We start from the raw sequence: 22,580 nt of genomic DNA, 5'->3' as shown, positions 1-22,580 counted from the left end.
AATCAGCGCCTACTCCCCGGCGAACGTCTCCAACTGCCGAATGGCACCGGAGACAATCAACAGGTCACCTGCGGTAATGCGGTCGTCGGCAAGCGCGGGGCGGAAGCGCTGACCGCGCTTTTGTACGGCGACGACCGTAATCGGTGCGCTCTGGTTAATCTCCGCCACCGTCTTATCCAGGCAATGGATTGGTGGGGCGACCTTACCGACTGCGTAGTCGCGATCGAACTCCAGGAAGTCCTGGACCTTGCCGCCGATTAGGTGCGCAATACGACGGCCGGTGTCGGCCTCCGGGCGAATGACATGGTGCACACCGATCTGGCCCAGAATCTTGGCGTGAGCCTGGTTATCGGCCTTTGCCCAAATCAGCGGCACATCCATGTCCACCAGTGCGGACGCGGTCAGCAACGACGCCTCGATATCACTGCCGATGGCAATGACCACACGTTCGGCTTCATCGACGCCGAGCTGCTTCAGTACTTCCGGCATGGTGGTGTCGGCGGTGACCACGTGGTCGAAGGTCGAGGACAGCTCCTGAACCACCTTTTCGCGATGGTCTACGCAGAGAACCTCGATACCGCCAGCGACCAGCTCCTCGCCGAGCGCCTGTCCGAAACGCCCCATGCCAAGGATTACAACAGGAGAAGAGCTGACTTGGTCGGCGAAATGCTCTGCAAAACCAGCAAACGGATTGAATTTCGAGTTAGCCAATGAAGGGCCTTTCTTCTGGATATTCGTAGATGCGCTGGCGTGGGCGGGCGGCCAAGGCCGTCGCCAAGGCGATTGGGCCAACACGTCCGGCGAACATCAGCACGATGAAGATTGCCTGTGCTGCCACCGGCAGGTCAGCGGTGATACCTGTGGAAAGGCCTACCGTGGCGAAGGCACTGACTACTTCAAAAAGGATTTGGTCAGTAGAAAACTGTGGCGCTAGGAAACTGACGGCGATTACTGCCAGAAAAACCTGGCCAATACCGAATGCAAGAACGACGAGGGCCTGACGCAGCACCTTTGGGTTGAGGCGCCGCCGAGCCACGGACACGGAGGTGTCACCGCGAATCTCCGCGAGAACGGCGGCGAGAATGACTGCCGACGTCGTGATTTTCACGCCACCTGCAGTACCACCGGTGCCGCCACCAATGAACATGAGGAAGTCAGTGCCCAGCAGTGTCGATGGGTGGAAGTCCGCGTAATCGAGCGCGTTGAACCCCGCGGTACGCGGGCTCACACTAGCGAAGAATGAGTTGAGTATCTTCTCCCCTGTAGTGAAACCAGACATGGTATTGGACCACTCACCAAATGCCACCATGATTGTGCCCAAAGCAATCAGCAGGATGGTGCCTTTGATAGTGAAGCGAGTAGTCAGAGACCAGCGTTTAGGCAACTGCCCTCGCGTGCGGACACTAAGCCACGCTTTCAGGTGTCGCCAGGCCTCGAGCAGAACAGAAAAACCCAGACCACCAACGATAAGAGAGAAGGCCAGCGGCAAAAGTATCCAGGCATCACTGTGGAACCCAATGACGTTGTCCGTATACAGAGCAAAACCGGCATTGTTGAAGCTTGAGATGGCATGGAACAAGCCCTCCCACGCAGCTCTCCCCCAGCCGTACCCGTAACCTAGGTGGAACCGCAGCATAAGTGCCACTGCCACAACAAACTCCACCAACAGCGTGAAGCTAACGGCAGCACGGACAACCCATGAGATCTCGCCCATGTCCATACCGCGGCCCTCAACGCGCGCACCAGCACGGCGGTTAAGGCCGAGTCTTCCTGCTACGAAGAGGCCAAAAAGAGAAGCCAAGGTCATGAACCCGAGGCCACCCAGCTGAATCAACAGCATGATGACAACCTTGCCGAAGGTTGACCAATGGGTAGCCGTATCTACGGTGATCAGGCCGGTCAGGCTCGTTGCCGAGGTGGCTGTGAACAGCGCATCAGACAGCGCCGTGGGCAGGCACATATCCCCAGGGCTCGGGGCACAATGTCCCGTGGGGTGGCTATTGGCTGCCGAAATCGGCAGCATTAACAAAACCGTGCCAACGGTTATGAGGGCGACATAACACCACACCACCAGCGTCGTGGGACGAACTCCCCGACGTGATTTAGTGGTCTGCCGCGACAGCGTAATCACCATCGGAACGTTAGTCCTCATGGCCAGCGGTGTCGAGGGGAATGTTGATATTCCGCCTCTGCATATACCCGGCCTAGAGGGGAACTGCCTTACGCCCCAGGCGCAGTTGCGATACCCCGTACACAATTCGCGCCCAATCCCCGCCCCCACACCCCACCCCGCTTTGGCTACTGCGGAAAGCTTGAGTTATGGTCAGATTCATGATGACACCCCTGATGAACACACCCGCGCCGTGCGGCGCACAGTGGTGGTGGCTCGCTTAAGTCCGCGAGCAACGTCACGTCATCTCATTAAATTCGACGGCAAACCCGTCAAGTACGAGCTCGCAAGAAGTTAAATCTGGCGGGCTCTTTTCTTTTGTCGGTTCGAGACTTTTATCGGTTCGACAAAGAGAACCAGGGCCCGCTGAAATAAACAACAGCAACGAAAGGCCCCCTCAATGACTGATTACAACCCCAGCGCGGATGCCATCGCCAAGGCTTCAGCACCGACTGCAACCAGGGCGCCGTCGGCAAGCGTTAACGGCGCGGGCGAGGTGCGCGAAACTCTCTTGCCTGCATTTTTCGGTCGCTTCGGCGGACAGGAAGTGCCGGAGTTCCTGCTACCAGCACTCGATGAGCTGGAAGCGGCTTACATCGAGGCGATGAGCAATCCGGAGTTCCAGCGCGAGCTGGAAGAACTACGTCGTGATTTCCTCGGCCGCGCGACCCCGCTGTTCGAATGCCGTCGTCTATCCACGCCGAACACGACGATTGTGCTGAAGCGCGAGGACTTGAACCACGGCGGCGCGCACAAGGGCAACAACGTGGTTGGCCAGGCACTGTTGGCAAAGCGCATGGGAAAAACCCGCCTCATTGCTGAGACGGGTGCAGGCCAGCACGGCACGGCCACCGCGATGGCCGCAGCGCTGCTGGGACTTGAGTGCGAGATTTACATGGGCGCGCACGATGTCGCCCGCCAGCACCCCAATGTCGAGCGCATGGAGCTCATGGGCGCGAAGGTCGTTCCCGTCACCACCGGCGAGGCCGGTTTGAAGGATGCTATTGACGAGGCACTGGTCGAGTGGAGCAAGACTCTCGACTCCACTTTCTACCTACTGGGCACCGCCGCCGGTCCGCACCCATTCCCCACTATCGTGCGTGAATTCCAGCAGGTCATCTCGGAGGAATCACGCGGTCAGATGGTCGAGCGTTACGGCAAGCTTCCCGACGCTGTGATCGCAGCCGTCGGTGGCGGCTCCAACGCCATCGGCGCATTTGCTAACTACATCGACGACTCCGATGTCGCCCTCATTGGTGTCGAGCCCGCAGGTGAGGGACTCGACACCGATCGTCACGGCGCGCCCATCAACGCGGGTAAGACTGGCGTCCTTCACGGCATGCGCTCATTTGTCATGCTTTCCGACGACGGCGAGGTGTTGCCATCGCACTCCATCTCGGCGGGCTTGGATTACCCGTCTGTTGGCCCGGAGCACGGCATGCTGAAGGAGAATGGCCGCGCCAGCTATGTCGGGATTACCGACGAGGAGGCGCTGGAAGCGTTCCAGCTGCTCAGCCGCATGGAGGGCATTATTCCGGCGATGGAATCCTCGCATGCGCTGGCGCAGGCCATTAAAATTGCGCGACTCCGTGAAACCGACCCTGCCGCTGGTAGCGAGCTCGGGCTGCCGGTTCACGAAGGCGATGAGCCTTTGCTGTTGCTCGTGAACCTGTCGGGTCGCGGTGATAAGGATATGGAGCAGGTCCGGGAGTTCCTGAACCAGTAGGAATAACCAGTAGGGATTGTTTCCCCACTAGCTGCCTAGCAGGAATCGGACCAAAGCTAATTCTTGTTAGGCAGCGCGGCGGTCGTCGGCGGCGATGCCCTGGTTCGGGTTCGCCTCCACGATGGCTTCGGCAAGCAGCGATGCCAGCGCATCCTGCTTAGATTCCTTGCCGTCCCGGAAAATCGGGGACACAGTATCCATAATCTCGTTGAATGCGTTCATCAGAGGTCACCTCTCTTAAGATCTCTTTGATCTTTATTGTTGGACTTCTCCAACCGATTCTTTGCGATTCCGCAGTTGAAACAATGTTTCATCGAACCGTTTGGAACTTATGACTTGCAACCGTAGACCACAACACGCAACCTGGCAAGCACTAAACTTTATTTTTAGTTAACCTTTTGTTAACTTTTGGACGTTTTTTAGCTCAATCACTGCACCACAAACAGCACCCCTCGGCGCCACCCCAAGCCTCGCTTCACCGCTCCCGACAGCGGCTTCAAAAATCGCGCTTTTACACAGCCAAAAACAGGGCGCGGAAGCATCTTTCGGTCGGACATAAACTATCCCCACTAAAAGCGCTTGCAACCATCGTTGAACATGAGTTACACACCGCGCTCAATCGTCACCCCGTGCGGGGATAGCCGTCAACTCCTCAGAGGTCAACCCCATCGGCAATTAAAGAAAAAGGGTCCCCCTGCCAGCGGAAATAGACCACCGACAGAGCTGCCGGCTGTCAAAGATGCTGCCACGAAGCCCACCCCACTCCACTATCGCCCCAACCCCAGCCTCACTTGATGTGACTGCAGCCACAGAGCCCTCAATCTGAGGCAGTTTTTCCGCCTTTAGAGCGAACGGGCGATCAAGAAAACAGAGGCCCAACGGCTCCTTCCAGGAATGCCCCAACATCGGCTCTACCAGTGGCCGCCGGTAGAGGATTTAAAGCAGCGATTCGCCCGTCGAGCTCCCTATCTCGACCGGCTGAAAAACACCCCTGAAAGGGTGAGGTAAATCACACCGTGAGCGCCACTAAAGCCGCTTTAACGACGACCAGTAAATACCCCAATACGCCGAACAGCCTCTTCCATCTCGGAAGTCTCACCGGCGAAGCAGAGGCGAACCCACTCATGGCCGTTCTCTGTGTCGAAGTCGATTCCAGGGGCAACGGCCACGCCCGTTGCAGCCAACAGTTCCCGTGCCCATGTCATGGAGTCGACGGAGTTCGGGTCGTCGTAAAGCCCTGCGATATTGGCATAGATATAGAAACCGCCGTCGGGCGGAGCGATATTACCGAGACCGACGCGGGGCAGCCCCTCGAGCAAAACGTCGCGGTTGCGTGCGTAACGCGTCACGTGCGAATTGAGCTCGGCAATGGACTCGGAGTTGAACGCTTCCACCGCCGCTGCCTGCGAAATTGCCGGTGGACAGACAGTGAGGTTGGCTTCGAGGCGATCAAGCGGCGCACGCAGCCACTTGGGAACGATTAGCCAGCCGACGCGCCAGCCGGTCATCGAGAAGTACTTACTGACACTGCCGACCACGACCGCCGCGTCGGAGAACTCGCGTGCAGACGCACACTGTCGGCCATAAGTAATGCCGTGATAAATCTCGTCGGAAATGAGCAGGCAATCGTGCTGCTCACACCACTTCGCAATGGCACGCAGCTCGTCGGCATCGATAATGGTGCCAGTGGGATTATCCGGACTGGTGACAATCACGGCCTTGGGCACGCGCGGAAGTGCCTCCAGGTGCTGGGCAGTGAGTTGGAAACGAGTCTCGGGACCGCAGTCAATCTCAACAATGTTGGCGCCGAGCGCCTGCAGCGTATTGCGGTATGCGGGATAGCCCGGGCGCGCGAGCACGATGTCATCGCCGACGTCGAGCGCTGCGAGGAAGAGCGCTACGAAACCGCCGGAAGAACCGGTAGTGATGACAACATCAGCGGCCTCCGTGTCCGTGCCGTAGTTTTCACGATGCCAGGCGGCGATGGTTGCACGCAGCTCAGGCGTGCCGACGGCCGCTGTGTAGCCCAGAACCTGATTTTCTAAATCAGCACGCGCACGGGCAATCGCGGCAGCCGGGGCCGCGGTCGCGGGCTGTCCCACGCAGAGGAATAGAGCGTCACCGTGAGTGCGCTGACGCTCCTGTGCGAGCGCGAGAACATCCATCACATGGAAGGGTGCGACCTCACAGCGGCGGGATGCTAGGTCGCGCTGGGGCTGGGATGCCTGCGGTGACTGCGAGGAGTTTAACGGCTGCGGTGACTGCGACGACTTTGGCGACTGCGGAGATTCGGCGTGCATACCTTCATCTTTGCAGCCGCCGAGGCCACCCGGGAAATCCAGTTCATCCCGGGTGGGTGCACCAGTGAGGCATCCGAGTGCAGCCTGAACACCTCGGGCATTATTTAGATGGAAATACGGCCCTCAACTGCAGGTAGTGCAATGTCGGTGCGGTAGTGCGAGCCCTCGAGCTTAATGGTCTTGATGGTCTCGTACGCCTTGTCGCGGGCCTCTTCCAGCGTGTCACCAACGCCGATGACGTTGAGCACACGGCCACCAGCGGAGACCAGCTCACCCGCAGCATTGCGGGCAGTACCTGCGTGGAGAATGCCATCTGCCTCACGGCCAGGCTCTGCACCTTCAATGACATCACCCGTGCGCGTCGATACCGGGTAGCCTTCAGCGGCCAGCACAACAGTCAGAGCGTAACCATCACGCCAAGACAGCGGACCGAAGTCCGCCAATGTTCCGGTAGCAGCGGCGTTGAGCAGCTGCGCCACCGGGGACTCCAGCAGCGCCAGCACGGCCTGGGTCTCCGGGTCACCGAAACGGCAGTTGAACTCAATGACAGCCGGGCCGTCCTCGCCCCAGGCCAGACCTGCGTACAGCAGACCCTGGAACGGGCAGCCGCGAGCAGCCATTTCACGAGCGACCGGTTCGCAGACCTCGGCGACAATGCGCTCAGTTGCGACTTCCGGCAGCCAGGACAGCGGGCTGTAAGCACCCATGCCACCGGTGTTCGGCCCCTCGTCGTTATTACCGACGCGCTTGTGGTCCTGAGCCGGCAACAGCGGGACGACGGTTTCGCCGTCGACCAGGCAGAACAGGGAAACTTCCGGGCCGTCCAGGAAGGACTCCAGCAGCACCGGGTTACCGGCTGCCAGCACCGCCTTTGCGTGTTCGAGAGCCTCAGCGCGGTCCTTAGTGACCACGACTCCCTTGCCAGCAGCCAGACCGTCATCCTTCACGACCCAGTTCGGGCCAAAGCGGTCAATGGCGGCCTCGATGTCTTCGTCGGAAGCCTCCGGCTGGATGGCCTCTGCCGAGGCGGTCTTTACCCCAGCCGCCTTCATGACGTCCTTAGCGAAAGCCTTGGACCCCTCAATCCGAGCTGCGTCAGCGTTCGGGCCGAAGACCGCGAAACCAGCGTCGCGCAGTGCGTCTGCCACACCCGCGACCAGCGGAACCTCCGGGCCAATAACAACCAAATCGGCCCCAATTTCCTTGGCCAGCGCAACAGCGCCAGCGGGGTCATCCACGACCAGTGGATGCATGGTTGCAATTTCACTCATACCCGCATTACCAGGGGCTACGTGAAGATCAGTAGCCTGCGGGTCCTTACTCATTGCGTACAACAGGGCGTGCTCACGGGCACCGGAGCCAATTACGAGGATGCGCATAGCAATCATCTTACTAATCAGCCCGGATAACTCTCATCGCACCCAACCCCTCAATCCGCTATTCGGGTTACCCTTGGCACATGAGCACAGTATTTACCAAGATCATCAACGGTGAACTCCCCGGTCGTTTTGTCTACCGCGATGACAAGGTCGTCGCATTTTTGACCATCGAGCCAATTGCACCTGGTCATACACTGGTCGTCCCTGTTGAAGAGGTGGACAAGTGGACGGACGCCTCGCCTGAGCTATGGGCCCACCTCAATGAGGTTGCCCAGAAGGTTGGTCAGGCTGTTGTCTCCGCTTTTGACGCTCCGCGTGCTGGCTACCTCATCGCCGGCTTCGAGGTTCCGCACACGCACATTCATATCTTCCCTGCCCACGATATGTCCGGGTACAACCTACAGTCGGTAGATCGCAATCCTTCCGCAGAGTCCATGGATGAGGCCGCCGCCAAGCTACGGAAGGCCCTCGGGACTGACGAAGACGGAAAGTTGGTGCGCTAATCGCCGCTTCAAACGAGGATTTTCGGGAAGAACAACTTCCGGTAGTCCCTGCCCCTGAAGCGCAGGAACCGGAGGCGCAACAACCGGCTGCAGCTGAAGGATCAGCATCGCTTCCCTATGCCATCTTCCGTCCGCTGCGCGGTGTTTTCGAAGATAACTGGGGAGCCAAAGTATCCAAGTCTCGGCCGTGGCCGGTCATCCTCCTGCACGGAACAGGCCAGGTCAAGGGCATTTGGGAGACCCTTGGCGGTCAGTTGCGGGAAGATGGCTGGGCTGTCTTCGCGCCAGACTTTGGGCACCGTGCAACAGACCCCATCAATCAGTCCATCGACATGCTCGTGCCCTACATCAAGGCTGTCCTGCACGCGACTGGCGCCAAGCACGCCGTTATCGTGGGGCACTCGCAAGGCGGCTTAATTGCCACCCTGCTTTCTCTACGCATTTCCAAGTACATCAAGCATGTTGTCTGTCTTGCCGCCCCCAATCACGGCACCAACCTGGGCGGTATCGCTTCCGGCATCACTAAGATTCCCGGCACGAGGTCGCTGATGAGCAACTTTGTTCAGAGCTACTGGGGCGTTTCCGGTTTGGAACAGCTCACGGGTTCAAAGATGGTTTTGAACTCCAATTCCCACGATATTCTCGGCCCCGGCGTTACTTACACCTGTATTGCCACTAAGTATGACCAGCTCATTTCCCCGCCACAGTCCTGTTTCTTGGATGACGGTGACACAGGCATGGTCACCAATCTCTATGTGCAGGACACGTTCCCTCAAGCCATCGTTTTGCATGAGCAGATGGCACACGATTGGCGTCCCCGCACTCTTACTCGCGAGGCACTATTCAAGCTGGTAGGCGAGGATTTTGACCCAACCGAGCATGCGAAATAGACCGCTCCTAACGCGGATTTTCCCGCCGACAGCCGCTCGCCCGTCCCAGCCAAATCCGAGTCCGGCAGCGGGGAACCTCAGCGACCCCGTTCCGGTTATCGCATTACATGGCACGCTCGATAGTCCCGGCGCGTGGGCACCGCTTGCCGACGGGCTCCGTTCCCTCGGCCGCCGCGTCTATGTACCGGCCTACGGAAACCGCGGCACTGCTGCCCTTGCGGATTCTGTCGCCGAAGTCGAGGACTATATCAACGGAGTTTGCGCTGAAACGAACTCGGACACGGTCGATATTGTGGCTCACTCTCAGGGTGGGCTATTGGCTTTCCTGTTATTTACACGCCTAGCGAACCTTGAATACGAGCGCATTTCATTTCGCCGTGTCATCAGCGTGTCGGGCTCTGTCGGCGGCGTAAATCTGACTGGAATTTCCCGCATTTTGGGCTGGCGAAATGGGTCTCTTGCCCGCTGGCTAATGGGACAGGCTTTAGCCGATCAAATTGCGGTAGCGGCAGAAAAATATGACCTTCCTGCCGCCAACACTGCCCCACACCTCCGAGGGCGCAAGGCAGCTGCACCTGACTGGATTAACGTCATCAGCCACCATGACAGTCTGGTCATTCCGTGGTCCGATACCGCGCAGAGTTTCCTGCCGGACAGTCGAACTGTTTTGCTCGAATCCGAGCTGGAGGGCAGGTCTGTTGCGCATTGGAAGCAGCAAACAGACCCCAAAGTGATCGATCTGATCACTCGGCTATTGGCGTAGAGCTTCGACCTAGAGCTTGGTCAACGACTCGCGCGCGGTGACGACATCCGCAAGCAGCTGCTGCGCAGCTGGCGAGGGGTTATCGGAGGTGAGGGCCTCGATGACGACGTCGGGAAGCCCTGCGGCGCGGTAGTCGTCGACAGTGACATCGCCGTACTCAAGGACGCCGTGGAGCCATGCGACTGCACGCGACTCTGGCGAAATGCAGCGTCGTGCGGTGCGTTCCTGCCGGACGAGCACATCGCGGTTTTCCACCCCGCGCATCCCCAGCCGAGCAAGAGTGCGAGCAGCAGAGATGAGGTTCTCACCGGCAACACGATCCTGCTGATTCGGGTTGGCCGGCGGCTTCTTGCGGCCACGACGGCGCACGTAGAGCTCCTGCTGGCCAATACCGACCAGGGAACCATCGCGGTTTCGGATTACAGAGGTGTATGGAACGACCGTCGAATAGCCGCCTTCTGTTTCGGCCTTAAGCTTTTCGACCATCTCATCCGGCACCTCTACCTCGAGGTACGCACCGTTCTTACCTGGGCGGATAAATTCAAACGACCCAGTTCGGGTCCATGCCTCGTACTTCTTGACGTCCAGGCGCTGCATAACCAGCGTGCCAAACAGCACATCCGTCATCGAAAACAGCGCACCGCCGAATGCCGCGCCGTGCATATTCGCAGTCAGAGCGTTCAGGCGCAGCTCCAGCCGACCTGCCGACCAGTCATCCGCAATCTCGGTGATACGGATGCCGGTGCCAAACAGCGGCGGCCAAATGTTCAGCAAGAACTTTGCCTTAGCCGGGGACATCTCTTTCTCAGCAAGTTTGTACAGGGTGCGTCGCAGCGAGGGACCAATAGACATAACTACTTACATTAGGTGCTGACCGGACGGACGCGGGTATTATTGTCCGAAAACAAAAGTGTGTCGGCTTCAGCACATGCTTTACGACGGTTCCCGCGCCCCACCTTTTATGAAGTCAGCGACTATTTAGGCAGCAAACCGTTCCGCCAGCGTATTGACGCGCCGAGTGAAGAAATCCCGCAATTGCGCGTAGCGGGGATAACCATAAATGCCGCGGTCAGCCGGGTCATCATATTCCCAGCGCTCCGTCTCTACATCTGGTGCGATGTAGTCCGAAACGTCGATTTTCCCCACAACAATGACCACATCCGCACTGTCCGCGAGAGATGGCGTGAGCTGATGAGGATCTCCATCGCACCGTGCCCCCACCTCACAGAGTGCACGCCGCGCGTCTTCATCCAGACCGCGGTCATCATCATCGATGCTGATACCTGCTGACAAAACTGTCAGGCCCGGGGCAGCTTGCCGCAGCAGCCCTTCTAGTACGCGTGAGAGTCCCATGTTTGAACTACTGACAAAGAGCACCTCTGACATGGCTCTATCGTAGAATATTTTTCTCAGAGAAATCACCCCAGCTTGTGGGGTTTTCTGGAAGGTTTTACAGAAAAATGCCAAAAGCGCCCATAGCGCAGGCCCTTCCCCGAGACCAGCCCTATCGACGCTTATGACTTAAAAACAAAGCCCACTTTACATACGCGTGTAACTCCTGTGAAGCATGGGGCTGGAGTTACAGATGTGAATTCTCCGTGACCTGTGATTTTCCGGCTGTCGGTGTTGCGTCGATGCTGCGTTGTTCTGCGGTCGGTGTTGCGTTGTCCCGCTGTCGGTGTTGCGTTGTCTTATCGATGCCCTATTCACCTATCGATACGCAGCAGCGTGGCCATAAGTGAATAGCTCATCCATATGTTGACCGGGACTTCCGACAGCGTGGCCATAAGTGACAGAGAACTGCCCGACACCCAGCCCCGACAGGCATTTGCCCTTTAATCAGCCTATAAACGCATCCTTTGCTCCCCGCCCCCCAAAAAAGCCCCCTCCAAAAGCCCACCCCCTAAAACCAAAGAACCCCAGGCCGGAAAACTTCCTGACCTGGGGTTTTGGAGCCGGAAACGGGACTCGAACCCGTAACCTACTGATTACAAATCAGTTGCGCTACCAATTGCGCCATCCCGGCAACTTTAAAGCGACCTTTTGGCGTTAGCCGTCGCTGGCTCGAAAGAATCAGAGTCAACCTGAGAATCGAACTCAGCTGTGCCGCTGACAGGCGATTGTACAGGTTGGCAAGCAGAAGTTAAAAACGACACCACAGGAAAACTGCAACCGCACTTCTTGAACACTTTTCCACACGCTAAAAGCCCCGCTCAGATAGGCAAATTCACCGCCTCAAAAACGAATAAAGATTCTCGGTCACTGACGGGGTAGTGTGACTATCGCTAAATCACTGGGGCTATGTTTCTGCAACGTCTCCGCATCGCGTCTTTGCAGCATCACTGCAATGCACCCCAGGCAGTATCGGGGAAAGGAAGTGTCGACATGTCATTCGCTGGTGACAGCAATTCCAACGCCGGAGAAAACTCCGCTGCGAAGAATGATCTCTACGACGCTGAAGCCACTGTCTCTTACGACGACACTCCGCAGACCCAGTTTCCTGCAATCGAAGGTCAGTCCACCTTCAAGCAGCGCGTGATTGATTTCGTTTCCGGCCCAACGGCAACTGTCGACCTAGTGCACTCGACTACTACCCCGCTGCCGCTGGCACCGATCGATTATTCCGACCCGAGTCAGGTCACGGCCGTACTCGATCTCGCTGCTCGCATCGGCGGGCTATTGCTGGCATGTGGCTCGGGCAACCGCGATACCGAGCTACAAATTAAGGCCGTGACCTCAGCCTATGGCCTCACCCAAATCCAAGTCGATATCACGTTGACCTCCGTGACGGTCTACCACCTCATCGGCGCGCGCCGTACCCCTATTACCGCGATGCGCGTTGTCACCGCACCAGTGCCCGACTTCGAGCGCTTGCGTCACACCGACCGTGTCATCCGCCGAATTCGCGCGGGCCACCTGAGCTTGGAGGAGGCTATTGAGGCTATCGACAAGGTCGAGCGTGAGCCCGCAAAATACCGCCTCCGCGTCATCTACACTGGCTGGGCATTGCTGGCTTCATCTGTGACAGTGCTGCTCGGCTCGAGTTTCGAGGTCGCCCTTATCGCGGCTGCGGTCACACTGGCCATCGTCATCGTGATTGGTGAACTCGCTGCCCGCGAGTTGCCCACATTCTTTCAGAATGCAGTCGGCGGTCTCATTGCCACGCTCTCCGCTGCTGTGCTCAATGCGGCGCAGGCGTATCTCCCCTTTGAGATGCAGCCATCCAGGCTGATCGCCTCGGGAATTATCGTGATGCTCGCCGGCCTAACCCTCGTGCAAGCACTGCAAGACGGCATCACCGGCGCACCTGTGACTGGCTCCGCGCGCTTCTTCGACACCATGTTGTTGACCGGCGGAATCGTCGCTGGCATCGCAATGGGCATCGAGTTTTCCGGAATGCTGGGCATTCCGCTTCCCGACGTCATCGCGGGTTCTGACCTCAACCTGGCACAGGCGACAGTGAGGGTGATAGCGGGAACTACCGCCTCAATCGCATTTGCGTTGGCCTCGAATGCTGGGTTCACCGCGTTGTCAGTGTCCGGAACGGTCGCTCTGCTGGGGTCGATGACCTACTACTACGTGTTGACTCCACTGGGAGTTCATCCGGTGACCAGCGCAGGCGCGGCAGCAACGCTGATTGGTCTCATCGGTGGCCTGCTGGCACGACGTTGGTCCATCCCGCCGCTGATTACGGCAGTGGCAGGCGTAACCCCGCTGCTTCCGGGTATGACGATCTACCGCGGTATGCACGCACTGCTGCACGACCACCCGACCAAGGGGTTTACGGCGCTAGCCTCAGCGCTAGGCATTGCGACGGCACTAGCTGCGGGTATTGTCCTCGGTGAATGGATGGCGCGCAGGCTCCGTCACCCTCGCGCACTGCGCGAAGACAGTGGCCTGACCCGTCCAATCCGGGCCGGTATGCGTCGCATCCGTCCTGTGAATCCGCGGAACAAGCCTCGCCGTCCACGCAACTACCGCTTCAAGGGCGGTATGAACCCGCGTGTGGACTAGCCATTCCGCGGGGCAGCCACTGCTCAATCCGCGGGACAGCCGCTGCGTGGACTAGCCGTATCCATGGGAGCATTATCCACACCGCGCGACCTATCAACAACGTGGTAGAATAAGGTTTTTGAATTGTAAGTAGCGCTTAAAGCTGAAACTGCGTCATCACAATCCCATTCCTTCTTCACTGAACTCGGTTGAGCTCAGTGCCGGGAGCATGTGGCGAGATGGCTGGCAGAAGTAGGTGTATGGGGCGCAATTAAGGCCATGCTTGCCAGGAGGATTCGTGCCACCGAAGGTCACAGACACTCGCACTGCTCAGAACGAGGCTCTTCACAAGGTCGAAGAAAAGACCGCTGCTGGCGCACGGCGAATTGTTGCTACCTTCGCCGAGGATTTCTACGATGCCGTCACTCTGATGTGCATGCTCGGAGTGGAGAAGGAAGGCCTGAGCTTCAAGAAGGTTCACGAGGAATACGAGAAGGAAAACGCTCCGAAGACCGCAAAGCGCACACGCAAGTCCACTAAGAAGACTGCGAAGAAGTCGACCAAGAAGGCCGCAAAGAAGACCACTCGTAAGACGGCGAAGAAGGCTGCCAAGAAGGCCGCTAAGAAGACGACGAAGAAGGCTGCTAAGAAGACCACCAAGAAGGCAGCTAACTAACGGGGTCACGCAGCATGGGTCGGAGCGGGAAAAAAGCGGTTGCCGCAGTAGCTGTCGTTGCGGCAGTGTCCATGACGGCTACCGCATGCCAGGCAAAGCCGGCAGCGGAGATCGTCGGCAAGCAATGGCAGATAACCGCGATCTTTGATGACCCAAACCTGCCCCACGGTGTGCCGGACGGAACTCAGGCGCCGACTATTACGTTGGGGCAGACAACATATACCTTCGCTGATTCCTGTGGCAACGGCTCTGGTTCGCTGCAGTGGAAGGGCGAGGCGGTCGAATTCGGTACCCCGGAGCAGACTCGCAGTTTGGACTGCTCAGACCAGGCGCAGACCTATTCGGAGCGTTTCCACAAGATTGTGGCGGGCGAATTCGTCTACACGCAGGACAACAATGGTCTGCGCATGCGAGAGATGAAAGACCCCAAGCCAGGCGAGGATCGCCGTGGCTGGACTGCGACAACTTCGGGTTACACCGAGGGGCGCTGACGCCACTTCTGATCGACAGGCGCATCGGTGCCGGGGTGAGAAACCCGTGCGTAAGAACCGCGGTGGTAAATGAGCGGATTGATTTCTTCACGCTTGCCGATAGCCACAATATCCGCCGTCACAATCCAGTGATCGCCGCCTTCGTAAACATCGACGACGGTGCAATCAATCCACACGGAGCAGCCGTGCAATAAAGGGTTGCCCAGCTCAGAGCGGGTCCACTTCCCCGTCTTGAACTTTTCGCCATTACTGCGGCCGAAGGCTGCCGAGATATCCTCCTGATCCTCGGCCAACACATTGACGGAGAAGCGTCCAGCGTTCCGTATATGCGGCCAGGACCGCGAGGTCTTCATGACAGTAAACAGAACCATCGGTGGAGTGAGACTCAGCGAGGAAAAAGACTGGCAGGCGAAACCGTACGCTTCGCCTTCATCCTCGGTGGCGATAATGGTCACGCCAGTGGTGAACTCACTCATCGCGCCACGGATAGACATTTCATCCAATTCGACGGGGCCGCCAAGTTCGACATGGTCGTCGCGGGTAGCTTCCGGACTATTGAGAGCCGCAGCTGATCGGTCGGTGCTCGAATTTGTTGAATCTGTCATGTAATAGACCTTAATCTGAATCCGAACACAGTAAAGACGAGGTGGGGTTTACCACCCCAAGAGCCCCCGATAGCGCCACGATGTTGTTACCCTCGTCGGCCCGCTACCCGGCTGACGGTGCCGACGGCGCTGCGGTTGTCGATCCAACGACAAACTCAGTCTCCAACAAGACGCGAGGAGCGCGACCGCTGTCCTCGCGTGCGGCCTCAAGCTCCTCGGCCAGCGCGCGGCCGACGGCAATGCCCTTCTGCCTATTCGGCTGAATTACAGTGGTCAGCTTGTGGAAGAGGGCGCGCTCGATTCCGTCAAAGCCTGTGATGGACAGGTCCTCCGGAACACGAATTCCGTTCTCCTTGGCATATTCCAAGACCGCAATTGCCTGAGTATCCGTGGTACAGACCACCGCCGTGAGATCCGGGTTGTCGGTCAGCAGCTGGCGAGCCGCATCGCGGTTATTCTCGCGGTCATTGAGGTGGCGCTCGATGATAGGCACATCCACCTGCTGAATACCAGCCTCGGCAAGCGCTTCCAGCGCACCTTCGACGCGGTTCTTCTGCACCTGGTGATGAGCTTCTGCCAGCCGCTTCTCCGTGACATATCCCGAGTTCGGGGTACGCGACAATCGCACTGACAAGATTCCCACCTTGCGATGTCCCAGTTCAGTCAGGTGTCGCACCGCGGGCTTGATGGCCTCACGGTCATCGATGCCCACAAACGGTAGAGCCACCGCATCTGCAGGCTGGTCGCACACGACCGTCGGCAAGCCACGGGCGCGCACGGCAGCGAGGAACGGGTCGTTGTCCGCGACGGAGTAGACCACGAAACCGTCGACCACCGCTTGCCGAATCAGATTGAGATCTACGTCCCCGCCCTCCTCGGAGGAAGCTGGAATGACCAACATGGAGTCGCCCATTTCGCCGAGCTCCTCTGCGAGGCCGGCGAGAAAATCCACCGACGCAGGGTCTTCAAAAGCGAACGGGAGGTGCTCGGTGAACAGCACGCCGATGGCGCCAACCCGGCGCATGCGCAGACCGCGAGCCATTGGGTCCGGCCCGGGATAGCCAAGCCGCTCCGCAGTTTCCAAGATGTGCTCCCGCAACTTCTCCGAGAGCTGGTCAGGACGGTTGTAAGCATTAGACACAGTCGTGCGCGAGACCCCAAGTTCTGCAGCGATGGAAGCCAAGGTGCCACGACGACGCCGACTTTGCACGGAATACCGACCCTTCTTGAAAAACCAACAGCGACTGCCCGCTCAGATATCTTCGTCCAGCTACCTCAGGTAGAAAACCTCGATTTTATGGAAAAGAACTACAACGAGCATCACACGCATCTAATCGCGGACAACTTTACCCAACGAATGTGCGCGACTGTCATTTCGGCCACTCCGGCAGAGGCCCGCCTTGTGACTGGGTCTCCGCAGCCCCTACTATGTTATTTGAACTAAAAGACAACTGTTTTCAATAGCGGTTAATGCTCAGGAGCTGAATAAAAGGAATAATTCAGCCCGCAACAGGATTGGATACATATATGAAGGCACGCTTTTCCACGCGCATCGCGGCGCTAGTCGCCAGCGCCGGCCTCGTCGCAGGTCTCGGCGCATGCTCCAGCAATGATGACAGCGCTACGTCCGCGGGCAAGTCCGAAGACACCATTAAGGTGGTCACCTCCACCAAGGTCTGGGCAGACGTCGCCGACGCAGTCACCGACGACGAGAAGGTCTCCATCGACCCGATTATCGCGTCCAACGACATCGACCCTCACTCCTACGAACCGGCCGCAGCCGACATGGCAAAGGTAGGGGACGCCGATATTCTCGTCGCAGGTGGCGGGCATTACGACGCATGGCTGACCTCCTCTCTGCGTGACGCAAAGGACAAGGTCATTATCTCTGCGCTGCCGCAGGAAGAAGGCCATGACCACGAACATGACCATGATCACGAGGGCCACGACCACGACCACGACCACGAAGGTCACGACCATGATCACGAGGGCCACGAGCACGACCATGAAGGCCACGAGCATGATGGCGAAGGTCACGACGACCACGAAGGCCACGAGCACCACCACCATGACGGCGAAGCCAACGAACACGTCTGGTACGACACCGATGCGGTTGAAGAAACTGCAGAGCAGCTCGCCGAAGCTCTGACCAAGATGGGCGCCAAGGCCGACACCAAGGCTGTCGACAAGGAAATCAAGGACATCGAAGAGGCCAAGAGCAAGCTCGAGGCCGCTAAGGTTGCTCAGGTTCACCCGCTGGCCGATGACATCCTGAAGGACACGAAGATCAAGGACATCACCCCGAAGGGCTACCGTCAGTCCACGCTGAATGAGTCCGAGCCGTCGGCAAGCGATGTCAATGAAATGCTCAAGCTGATCGAGTCCGGCGAGCTGGACTACCTCATCGACTCGCCACAGACCCACGACCAGGTCTCGCAGCGACTCGTCGAGGCAGCCAAAGCAAAGGGCGTTAAAATCGTCGATGTTTTTGAGTCACCCAGCACTGACCAGTCGTTCTTTGACCTCTACAAGCAAACCCTTTCCGATATGGAGTCCGCATAACTTTGCCCTCACTGACTTTTACTGACGCAGCCGTCGAACCGCTGTGGTCCGGTCTGAATTTGGATATCGAGCCCGGCGAGTTCTTGGCCATCCTGGGTCCGAACGGCGTCGGCAAATCCACGCTGCTGACCACCGCCCTTGGCATGCGACGGCTGACTCACGGTTCAGTAAAAGTCGACGGAAACCTGGGCTACATTCCGCAGCAGCGGATGTTCGAGCCCTCGCTGCCCATTCGGGTTCGCGACCTCGTCGAGCTGGCGGCCGGCAAGAACCGCTCCGCCACCGACCAGATGCTGGACTTTGTCGGCGCAACGGGTATTGCGGACCGTCGTGTCGGCACGCTCTCTGGCGGTCAGCAACAGCTTGTGCGCCAGGCGCAGGCGCTCGTTTCGGCACCGGATTTTTTGCTTTGCGACGAGCCTCTGCTCTCCCTCGACCCTGCGGCACAACGGACCACGGTCGAGCGCCTGGACCGGCATCGCCGGGAAAATGACACGGCAGTCGTCTTTGTCACCCACGACATCAACCCCATCCTGGGCGTCTGTGACCGGGTGCTCTACCTGACGCCGCATGGACATGCGGTCGGATCGGTCGAGGAAATTATCACCTCAGAGACGCTCTCGGAGCTCTACCAAACCAAAATTGTGGTTGCCCGTGTCGAGGGAAAGTTGGTTATCGCCTAATGACCCTACTGGCTCAGTATTTCTCCGACACCGCCGCTCTACTCCAGGTCGGCTTCGTCCACAATGCCCTCATTGCAGCGGCACTGCTTGGGCTGATTTCCGGCATCATCTCGCCCCTGATTGTCATGCGGCAGATGAGCTTCACGGTCCACGGCACCAGTGAGCTGGCACTCATGGGCGCATCCGCGGCTCTATTACTGGGTGTCAGTGTCAGCAGCGGCGCCATTATCGGCTCGGTGCTCATCGCAATAGTCCTGGCAGCACTGTCGCTTCGAGGGCGCCAAGATGCGGTTGTGGGCGTGGTTTTGAGCTTCGGCATGGGCTTATCGGTGCTGTTTATCCACCTCTACCCTGGCCGGACAAGTACCGCGTTTTCACTTCTCACCGGCCAGATCATTGGTCTGACTGACACTTCTCTATGGACGATGGCCATCGTCGCGGTCATCGTCGTCGGCGGCGTTGCCTGGAAATGGCGGCCGCTGCTATTCGCCTCCGCTGACCCCATCATGGCCGCCGCCTGTGGTGTCAATGTGAAGGCGCTATCGATCTACTTCGCGATTCTCACCGGTCTCGTCGCCGCCCAGGGCGTGCAAATTGTCGGCTCCCTGCTCGTCATCGCCCTGATTATCACCCCGGGTGCCGCGGCCGCATTCGTCACTGCCTCGCCGGTGAAGGCCATCATCCTGTCGACCATCTTCGCCGAGGTCGCGGCTGTCGGCGGCATCGTCCTCTCGCTCGCACCGGGCATCCCGGTCAGCGTTCTAGTGACGACAATCGCGTTTGTCCTCTACCTGATTTGCTACGCCATCGGAACGGTGCAGTCGCGTAAGGCAACGCGTGACGACGTTCAGGCTGCCAAGTGGAGCAAATAGACACATACGCTTTTCGGAGTGGCTTTTAAAACAACAAAAACATCGGGCAGCTCCTCGAGTGACGATTGCGGAGAAGGTGCGTCCACCTCCCCTCTCGCCACCGAGGGGCTGCCCGTATTTTTACTGGATTCTCTAAAAGCAGACTCCAATACCCCCGCTCTTTTTAAGACTGCGAGGCTGCCGAAATGGGGTGACCCGGCAGACAGAAAAACTAACGCTGAGGATGTCGTGGTCTGACATCTCAGTGACCCAAAAGCTAGCTGTACAAGCCACCGCTAGGTCCGTGAGCATCCCTAAATTACGGCCAATTACGCCCCCATTTCTAGGAGCATGATTTGCCCGCCCTCCCCTTCAGGAAACTACGGATAATTTTCTGTTGGAAGTGATAATAACGCCGTCATTTCTGCAGCGCACGCCGGAAATAGAATTATCTTTAAAGCGCTGAACTACTGGGGGTAGCCATAAGTACCGGCCGCCATTTAGAACGCAAAATACCCCACGTAAACGCCATTACTATGACGAATTGGTAATGGTGCCTACGGGGGTATCAAATGCGCTACTGGCTACTCTTTGCCCGGCGCTGGCGGGCAAACTCACTCAGAGTCACGCCGGCAGCAACGGAAGCGTTGAGCGACTCAACCCAACCGGTCATCGGAATGGACATGATGGTGTCACAGGTATCGCGCACCAGGCGCGAAAGTCCCTTGCCCTCGGAGCCGACGACCATAACCACCGGGGTGGTGCCGTCGTAAGTGTCCAGAGTGTGATCGCCACCGGCATCCAGTCCAACGACCTGGTAACCAGCCTTCTGGAACTGCTTGAGCGAGCGCACCATGTTGGTCGCCCGCGCAACCGGCAGACGCGCAGCAGTACCAGCAGAGGTACGCCAGGCGACGCCCGTAATGGCAGCCGAGCGACGCTCCGGAATCACCACACCGTGACCACCAAAGGCCGCCACCGAGCGAATGACCGCACCCAGGTTACGCGGATCAGTGATGTTATCCAGGCAGACGATAAGGCCCGGCTCACCGGTCTGGGCCACAGAATCAATCAGATCTTCGACAGATGCGTACTTGTACGGCGGAATCTGCAGGCCGATACCCTGGTGCATGGTGTTGCCGGTCATGGTGTCCAACTCGTGGCGGGGTACCTCGCGAATCGGGATACCACGGGAGTTAGCAATACGCACTGACTCCTGCAGGCGCTCGTCATTGTCGGTACCCAGCGCCACAATCAGCGCGACCGCTGGCACCTTTGCATGCAGGCACTCCACGACCGGGTTACGGCCAACTACCAGCTCGGTGCCATCCCCCTTGCGCTCATGACGCCCCGAGTCACGGCGGCGCTTCTCTTTCGCCCGCTTATGAGCTGCGTGATAAACGCGGTCCTCTGCTTTCGGGGTCGGCCCCTTGCCACGCAAGCCACGCTTTTGGCCACCGGAGCCGCCAACGTTCTTCTTGCTTGCCTTGCGCACTGCACCACGACGACCGTTGCCTGCCATAGCTACCTGCTTCCTGTTGTTAATAGTTTTCTTTAGCCTAAAGCCAGCTTTTCAGCCCTAGTCAGCGACAGACCATGCTGGACCATCCGCGGTATCAGTTACCTCGATACCCGCTTCCTTCAGGCGGTCGCGCACAGCATCAGCCGTAGCCCAGTCCTTCTCTGCACGAGCCCGGGTGCGTTCCTCCAACTGGTGCTCAACCAGCACACCGAGCGCATGCATTGCTGCATCAGAACCGGAATCGGAGGTTGCCCACTGCTCATTCAGCGGATCGAATCCAAGGACTGCGGCCATAGCGCGGACAGCACCGGCAATCTCCTTGGCCTTGGTCTCGTCGCCGTCGGCAAGCGCCTGATTGCCTCCACGAACAGCGTTGTGGATTTCTGCGAGCGCGCGCGGGACAGCGAGGTCGTCGTCGAGCGCTGCTTCGAACGCCGGCGTCCACTCACCGATTTCGATATCGCCGAGCTTATCGACGGCACGGTGCATAAACGCCTCGATACGACGGTAGCCCGCTGCCGCTTCCTGCAGAGCCTCCTCGGAGTACTCCAGCACGGAGCGGTAGTGCGCACTGCCGAGGTAGTAACGCAGCTCAACCGGACGAACCATGGTCAAAATGTGCGGCACAGACAAAACGTTGCCGAGCGACTTCGACATCTTTTCACCGGACATGGTGACCCAGTGATTGTGCATCCAGTAGCGAGCAAAGCCGTCGCCGGCTGCGTGCGACTGCGCAATCTCGTTTTCATGATGCGGGAACTGCAGGTCGAGGCCGCCACAGTGGATGTCAAACTCCGAGCCCAAGTAGTAGGTGGCCATGGCGGAGCACTCCAGGTGCCAGCCCGGCCGGCCATTGCCCCACGGCGTCGGCCACGAGGGCTCGCCCGGCTTAGCCGCCTTCCACAGTGCGAAATCGTGCGCACCGCGCTTGCCCGGAGTATTGGTCTCGCCCTGCTCCATCTCGTCGACGCGGTTGCCGGACAGGCTGCCGTAGTCGCTGCCTTCAGCCTTGGACCAGGCATCCACGTCGAAATAGACGCTGCCGTCGACGGCGTAGGCGAAGCCGTTATCCATCAGACGCTGCATGTACTCCACCATCTGAGTGACATGTCCGGTGGCACGCGGCTCAACGCTCGGCGGAAGAACACCGAGCTGGTTGTAGGCCCAGGTAAATTCGCGCTCAAAGCGGGAGACCCACTCCCACCAAGGGCGGCCGTGCTCGGCGGCCTTATTCAAGATCTTGTCATCGATATCGGTGACGTTACGCACAAACGCGACGTCATACCCCTTGGCGATCAGCCAACGGCGCAAGATATCAAAGGCCACGCCAGAGCGAACATGGCCAATGTGCGGCTGAGCCTGCGGAGTCGCACCGCACAGGTAAATGGAGGCATGCCCCTCGCGGAGAGGCTCAAAATCCTTCAGTTGGCGGGTTGCGGTATCGAAGATTTGAAATGTCACAGCCC

At 58.6% G+C, this 22,580-nt stretch carries 21 protein-coding genes and 1 tRNA gene; 10 read left to right on the top strand and 12 right to left on the bottom strand.

Going from position 1 to position 22,580, the window contains the following annotated elements; translation table 11 throughout:
• Positions 1-9 precede the first annotated feature (9 nt).
• Both QP995_RS03060 and QP995_RS03055 read right to left on the bottom strand, forming a co-directional pair.
• The gene (locus QP995_RS03060) at positions 10-711 is read right to left on the bottom strand and encodes a potassium channel family protein (protein ID WP_016421425.1); all 702 of its coding nucleotides are present in this window, start codon (positions 709-711) and stop codon (positions 10-12) included.
• Positions 704-2,134 (bottom strand): TrkH family potassium uptake protein, encoded by a 1,431-nt coding sequence (locus QP995_RS03055; protein WP_149421154.1) that lies wholly within the window; start codon positions 2,132-2,134, stop codon positions 704-706. Before QP995_RS03055 ends, QP995_RS03060 begins: the two co-directional genes overlap by 8 nt.
• Positions 2,135-2,570: 436 nt before the next feature.
• Here QP995_RS03055 and trpB point away from each other — a divergent pair, with 436 nt between their 5' ends.
• On the top strand, positions 2,571-3,896 hold the full coding sequence (gene trpB, locus QP995_RS03050) for a tryptophan synthase subunit beta (RefSeq protein WP_126108189.1): 1,326 nt from the start codon (positions 2,571-2,573) through the stop codon (positions 3,894-3,896).
• Between the two features lie 66 nt (positions 3,897-3,962).
• On the opposite strand, the gene QP995_RS03045 is transcribed toward trpB, so the two are convergent.
• From QP995_RS03045 to purD, 3 genes are all read right to left on the bottom strand, one after another.
• Complete coding sequence (locus tag QP995_RS03045) at positions 3,963-4,118, bottom strand: hypothetical protein (RefSeq protein ID WP_016421428.1); 156 nt, start codon at positions 4,116-4,118, stop codon at positions 3,963-3,965.
• An 815-nt stretch (positions 4,119-4,933) separates the two neighbouring features.
• Complete coding sequence (locus QP995_RS03040) at positions 4,934-6,061, bottom strand: aminotransferase class I/II-fold pyridoxal phosphate-dependent enzyme (protein ID WP_284852903.1); 1,128 nt, start codon at positions 6,059-6,061, stop codon at positions 4,934-4,936.
• 239 nt (positions 6,062-6,300) lie between these two features.
• Entirely contained in the window at positions 6,301-7,575 is a 1,275-nt protein-coding gene (purD, locus tag QP995_RS03035; RefSeq protein WP_284852891.1) for a phosphoribosylamine--glycine ligase, read from the bottom strand.
• An 80-nt stretch (positions 7,576-7,655) separates the two neighbouring features.
• Here purD and QP995_RS03030 point away from each other — a divergent pair, with 80 nt between their 5' ends.
• From QP995_RS03030 to QP995_RS03020, 3 genes are all read left to right on the top strand, one after another.
• On the top strand, positions 7,656-8,078 hold the full coding sequence (locus QP995_RS03030) for an HIT family protein (protein ID WP_049172147.1): 423 nt from the start codon (positions 7,656-7,658) through the stop codon (positions 8,076-8,078).
• Between the two features lie 122 nt (positions 8,079-8,200).
• Positions 8,201-8,968 carry an esterase/lipase family protein gene (locus QP995_RS03025; RefSeq protein WP_350309313.1) on the top strand — a complete coding sequence of 256 codons (768 nt, stop codon included), beginning with the start codon at positions 8,201-8,203 and terminating at the stop codon, positions 8,966-8,968.
• Positions 8,958-9,731 carry an esterase/lipase family protein gene (locus QP995_RS03020; RefSeq protein WP_284852890.1) on the top strand — a complete coding sequence of 258 codons (774 nt, stop codon included), beginning with the start codon at positions 8,958-8,960 and terminating at the stop codon, positions 9,729-9,731. The genes QP995_RS03025 and QP995_RS03020 overlap by 11 nt, the downstream gene beginning before the upstream one ends.
• Before the next feature lie 9 nt (positions 9,732-9,740).
• On the opposite strand, the gene QP995_RS03015 is transcribed toward QP995_RS03020, so the two are convergent.
• The 3 genes from QP995_RS03015 to QP995_RS03005 all read right to left on the bottom strand — a co-directional run bounded on the left by QP995_RS03015 (position 9,741) and on the right by QP995_RS03005 (position 11,757).
• Positions 9,741-10,583 carry a PaaI family thioesterase gene (locus QP995_RS03015; protein WP_284852889.1) on the bottom strand — a complete coding sequence of 281 codons (843 nt, stop codon included), beginning with the start codon at positions 10,581-10,583 and terminating at the stop codon, positions 9,741-9,743.
• A 126-nt stretch (positions 10,584-10,709) separates the two neighbouring features.
• Complete coding sequence (locus QP995_RS03010) at positions 10,710-11,117, bottom strand: arsenate reductase/protein-tyrosine-phosphatase family protein (protein ID WP_070603951.1); 408 nt, start codon at positions 11,115-11,117, stop codon at positions 10,710-10,712.
• 564 nt (positions 11,118-11,681) lie between these two features.
• Positions 11,682-11,757: transfer RNA gene (locus QP995_RS03005), tRNA-Thr, on the bottom strand.
• A 359-nt stretch (positions 11,758-12,116) separates the two neighbouring features.
• Between QP995_RS03005 and QP995_RS03000 the strand changes: the two genes are divergently transcribed.
• The 3 genes from QP995_RS03000 (at position 12,117) to QP995_RS02990 (ending at position 14,891) form a co-directional block, all read left to right on the top strand.
• Positions 12,117-13,745 (top strand): threonine/serine exporter family protein, encoded by a 1,629-nt coding sequence (locus QP995_RS03000; protein WP_284852888.1) that lies wholly within the window; start codon positions 12,117-12,119, stop codon positions 13,743-13,745.
• Positions 13,746-14,022: 277 nt separating this feature from the next.
• Positions 14,023-14,400, top strand: a complete 378-nt coding sequence (locus QP995_RS02995) for a hypothetical protein (protein ID WP_016421440.1) — start codon at positions 14,023-14,025, stop codon at positions 14,398-14,400.
• Positions 14,401-14,414: 14 nt separating this feature from the next.
• A complete protein-coding gene (locus QP995_RS02990; protein ID WP_016421441.1) occupies positions 14,415-14,891 on the top strand; it encodes an META domain-containing protein in 477 nt (158 codons plus the stop codon).
• On the opposite strand, the gene QP995_RS02985 is transcribed toward QP995_RS02990, so the two are convergent.
• Both QP995_RS02985 and QP995_RS02980 read right to left on the bottom strand, forming a co-directional pair.
• Positions 14,873-15,496: a flavin reductase family protein gene (locus tag QP995_RS02985; protein WP_016421442.1), complete on the bottom strand. Its 624-nt coding sequence runs from the start codon at positions 15,494-15,496 to the stop codon at positions 14,873-14,875. The genes QP995_RS02990 and QP995_RS02985 overlap by 19 nt on opposite strands.
• A 103-nt stretch (positions 15,497-15,599) precedes the next feature.
• Positions 15,600-16,706 (bottom strand): LacI family DNA-binding transcriptional regulator, encoded by a 1,107-nt coding sequence (locus QP995_RS02980; protein ID WP_016421443.1) that lies wholly within the window; start codon positions 16,704-16,706, stop codon positions 15,600-15,602.
• A 317-nt stretch (positions 16,707-17,023) separates the two neighbouring features.
• Here QP995_RS02980 and QP995_RS02975 point away from each other — a divergent pair, with 317 nt between their 5' ends.
• Genes QP995_RS02975 through QP995_RS02965 form a run of 3 tightly spaced genes read left to right on the top strand, consistent with a single transcriptional unit; the run spans position 17,024 to position 19,613 of the window.
• Entirely contained in the window at positions 17,024-18,058 is a 1,035-nt protein-coding gene (locus QP995_RS02975) for a metal ABC transporter solute-binding protein, Zn/Mn family (RefSeq protein ID WP_101687894.1), read from the top strand.
• 2 nt (positions 18,059-18,060) lie between these two features.
• Positions 18,061-18,741, top strand: a complete 681-nt coding sequence (locus tag QP995_RS02970; RefSeq protein ID WP_049171866.1) for a metal ABC transporter ATP-binding protein — start codon at positions 18,061-18,063, stop codon at positions 18,739-18,741.
• Entirely contained in the window at positions 18,741-19,613 is an 873-nt protein-coding gene (locus tag QP995_RS02965; RefSeq protein WP_049171868.1) for a metal ABC transporter permease, read from the top strand. Before QP995_RS02970 ends, QP995_RS02965 begins: the two co-directional genes overlap by 1 nt.
• A 556-nt stretch (positions 19,614-20,169) precedes the next feature.
• Here the strand turns inward: QP995_RS02965 and rlmB are convergent.
• A complete protein-coding gene (gene rlmB / locus QP995_RS02960; RefSeq protein WP_284852887.1) occupies positions 20,170-21,114 on the bottom strand; it encodes a 23S rRNA (guanosine(2251)-2'-O)-methyltransferase RlmB in 945 nt (314 codons plus the stop codon).
• A 57-nt stretch (positions 21,115-21,171) separates the two neighbouring features.
• On the bottom strand, positions 21,172-22,575 hold the full coding sequence (cysS, locus tag QP995_RS02955; RefSeq protein WP_049171927.1) for a cysteine--tRNA ligase: 1,404 nt from the start codon (positions 22,573-22,575) through the stop codon (positions 21,172-21,174).
• Positions 22,576-22,580 lie beyond the last annotated feature (5 nt).

It is taken from the genome of Corynebacterium sp. MSK032 (genome assembly GCF_030232065.1).
GTDB lineage: Bacteria > Actinomycetota > Actinomycetes > Mycobacteriales > Mycobacteriaceae > Corynebacterium > Corynebacterium jeikeium_D.
This window is presented reverse-complemented; position numbering and strand designations above follow the sequence as displayed.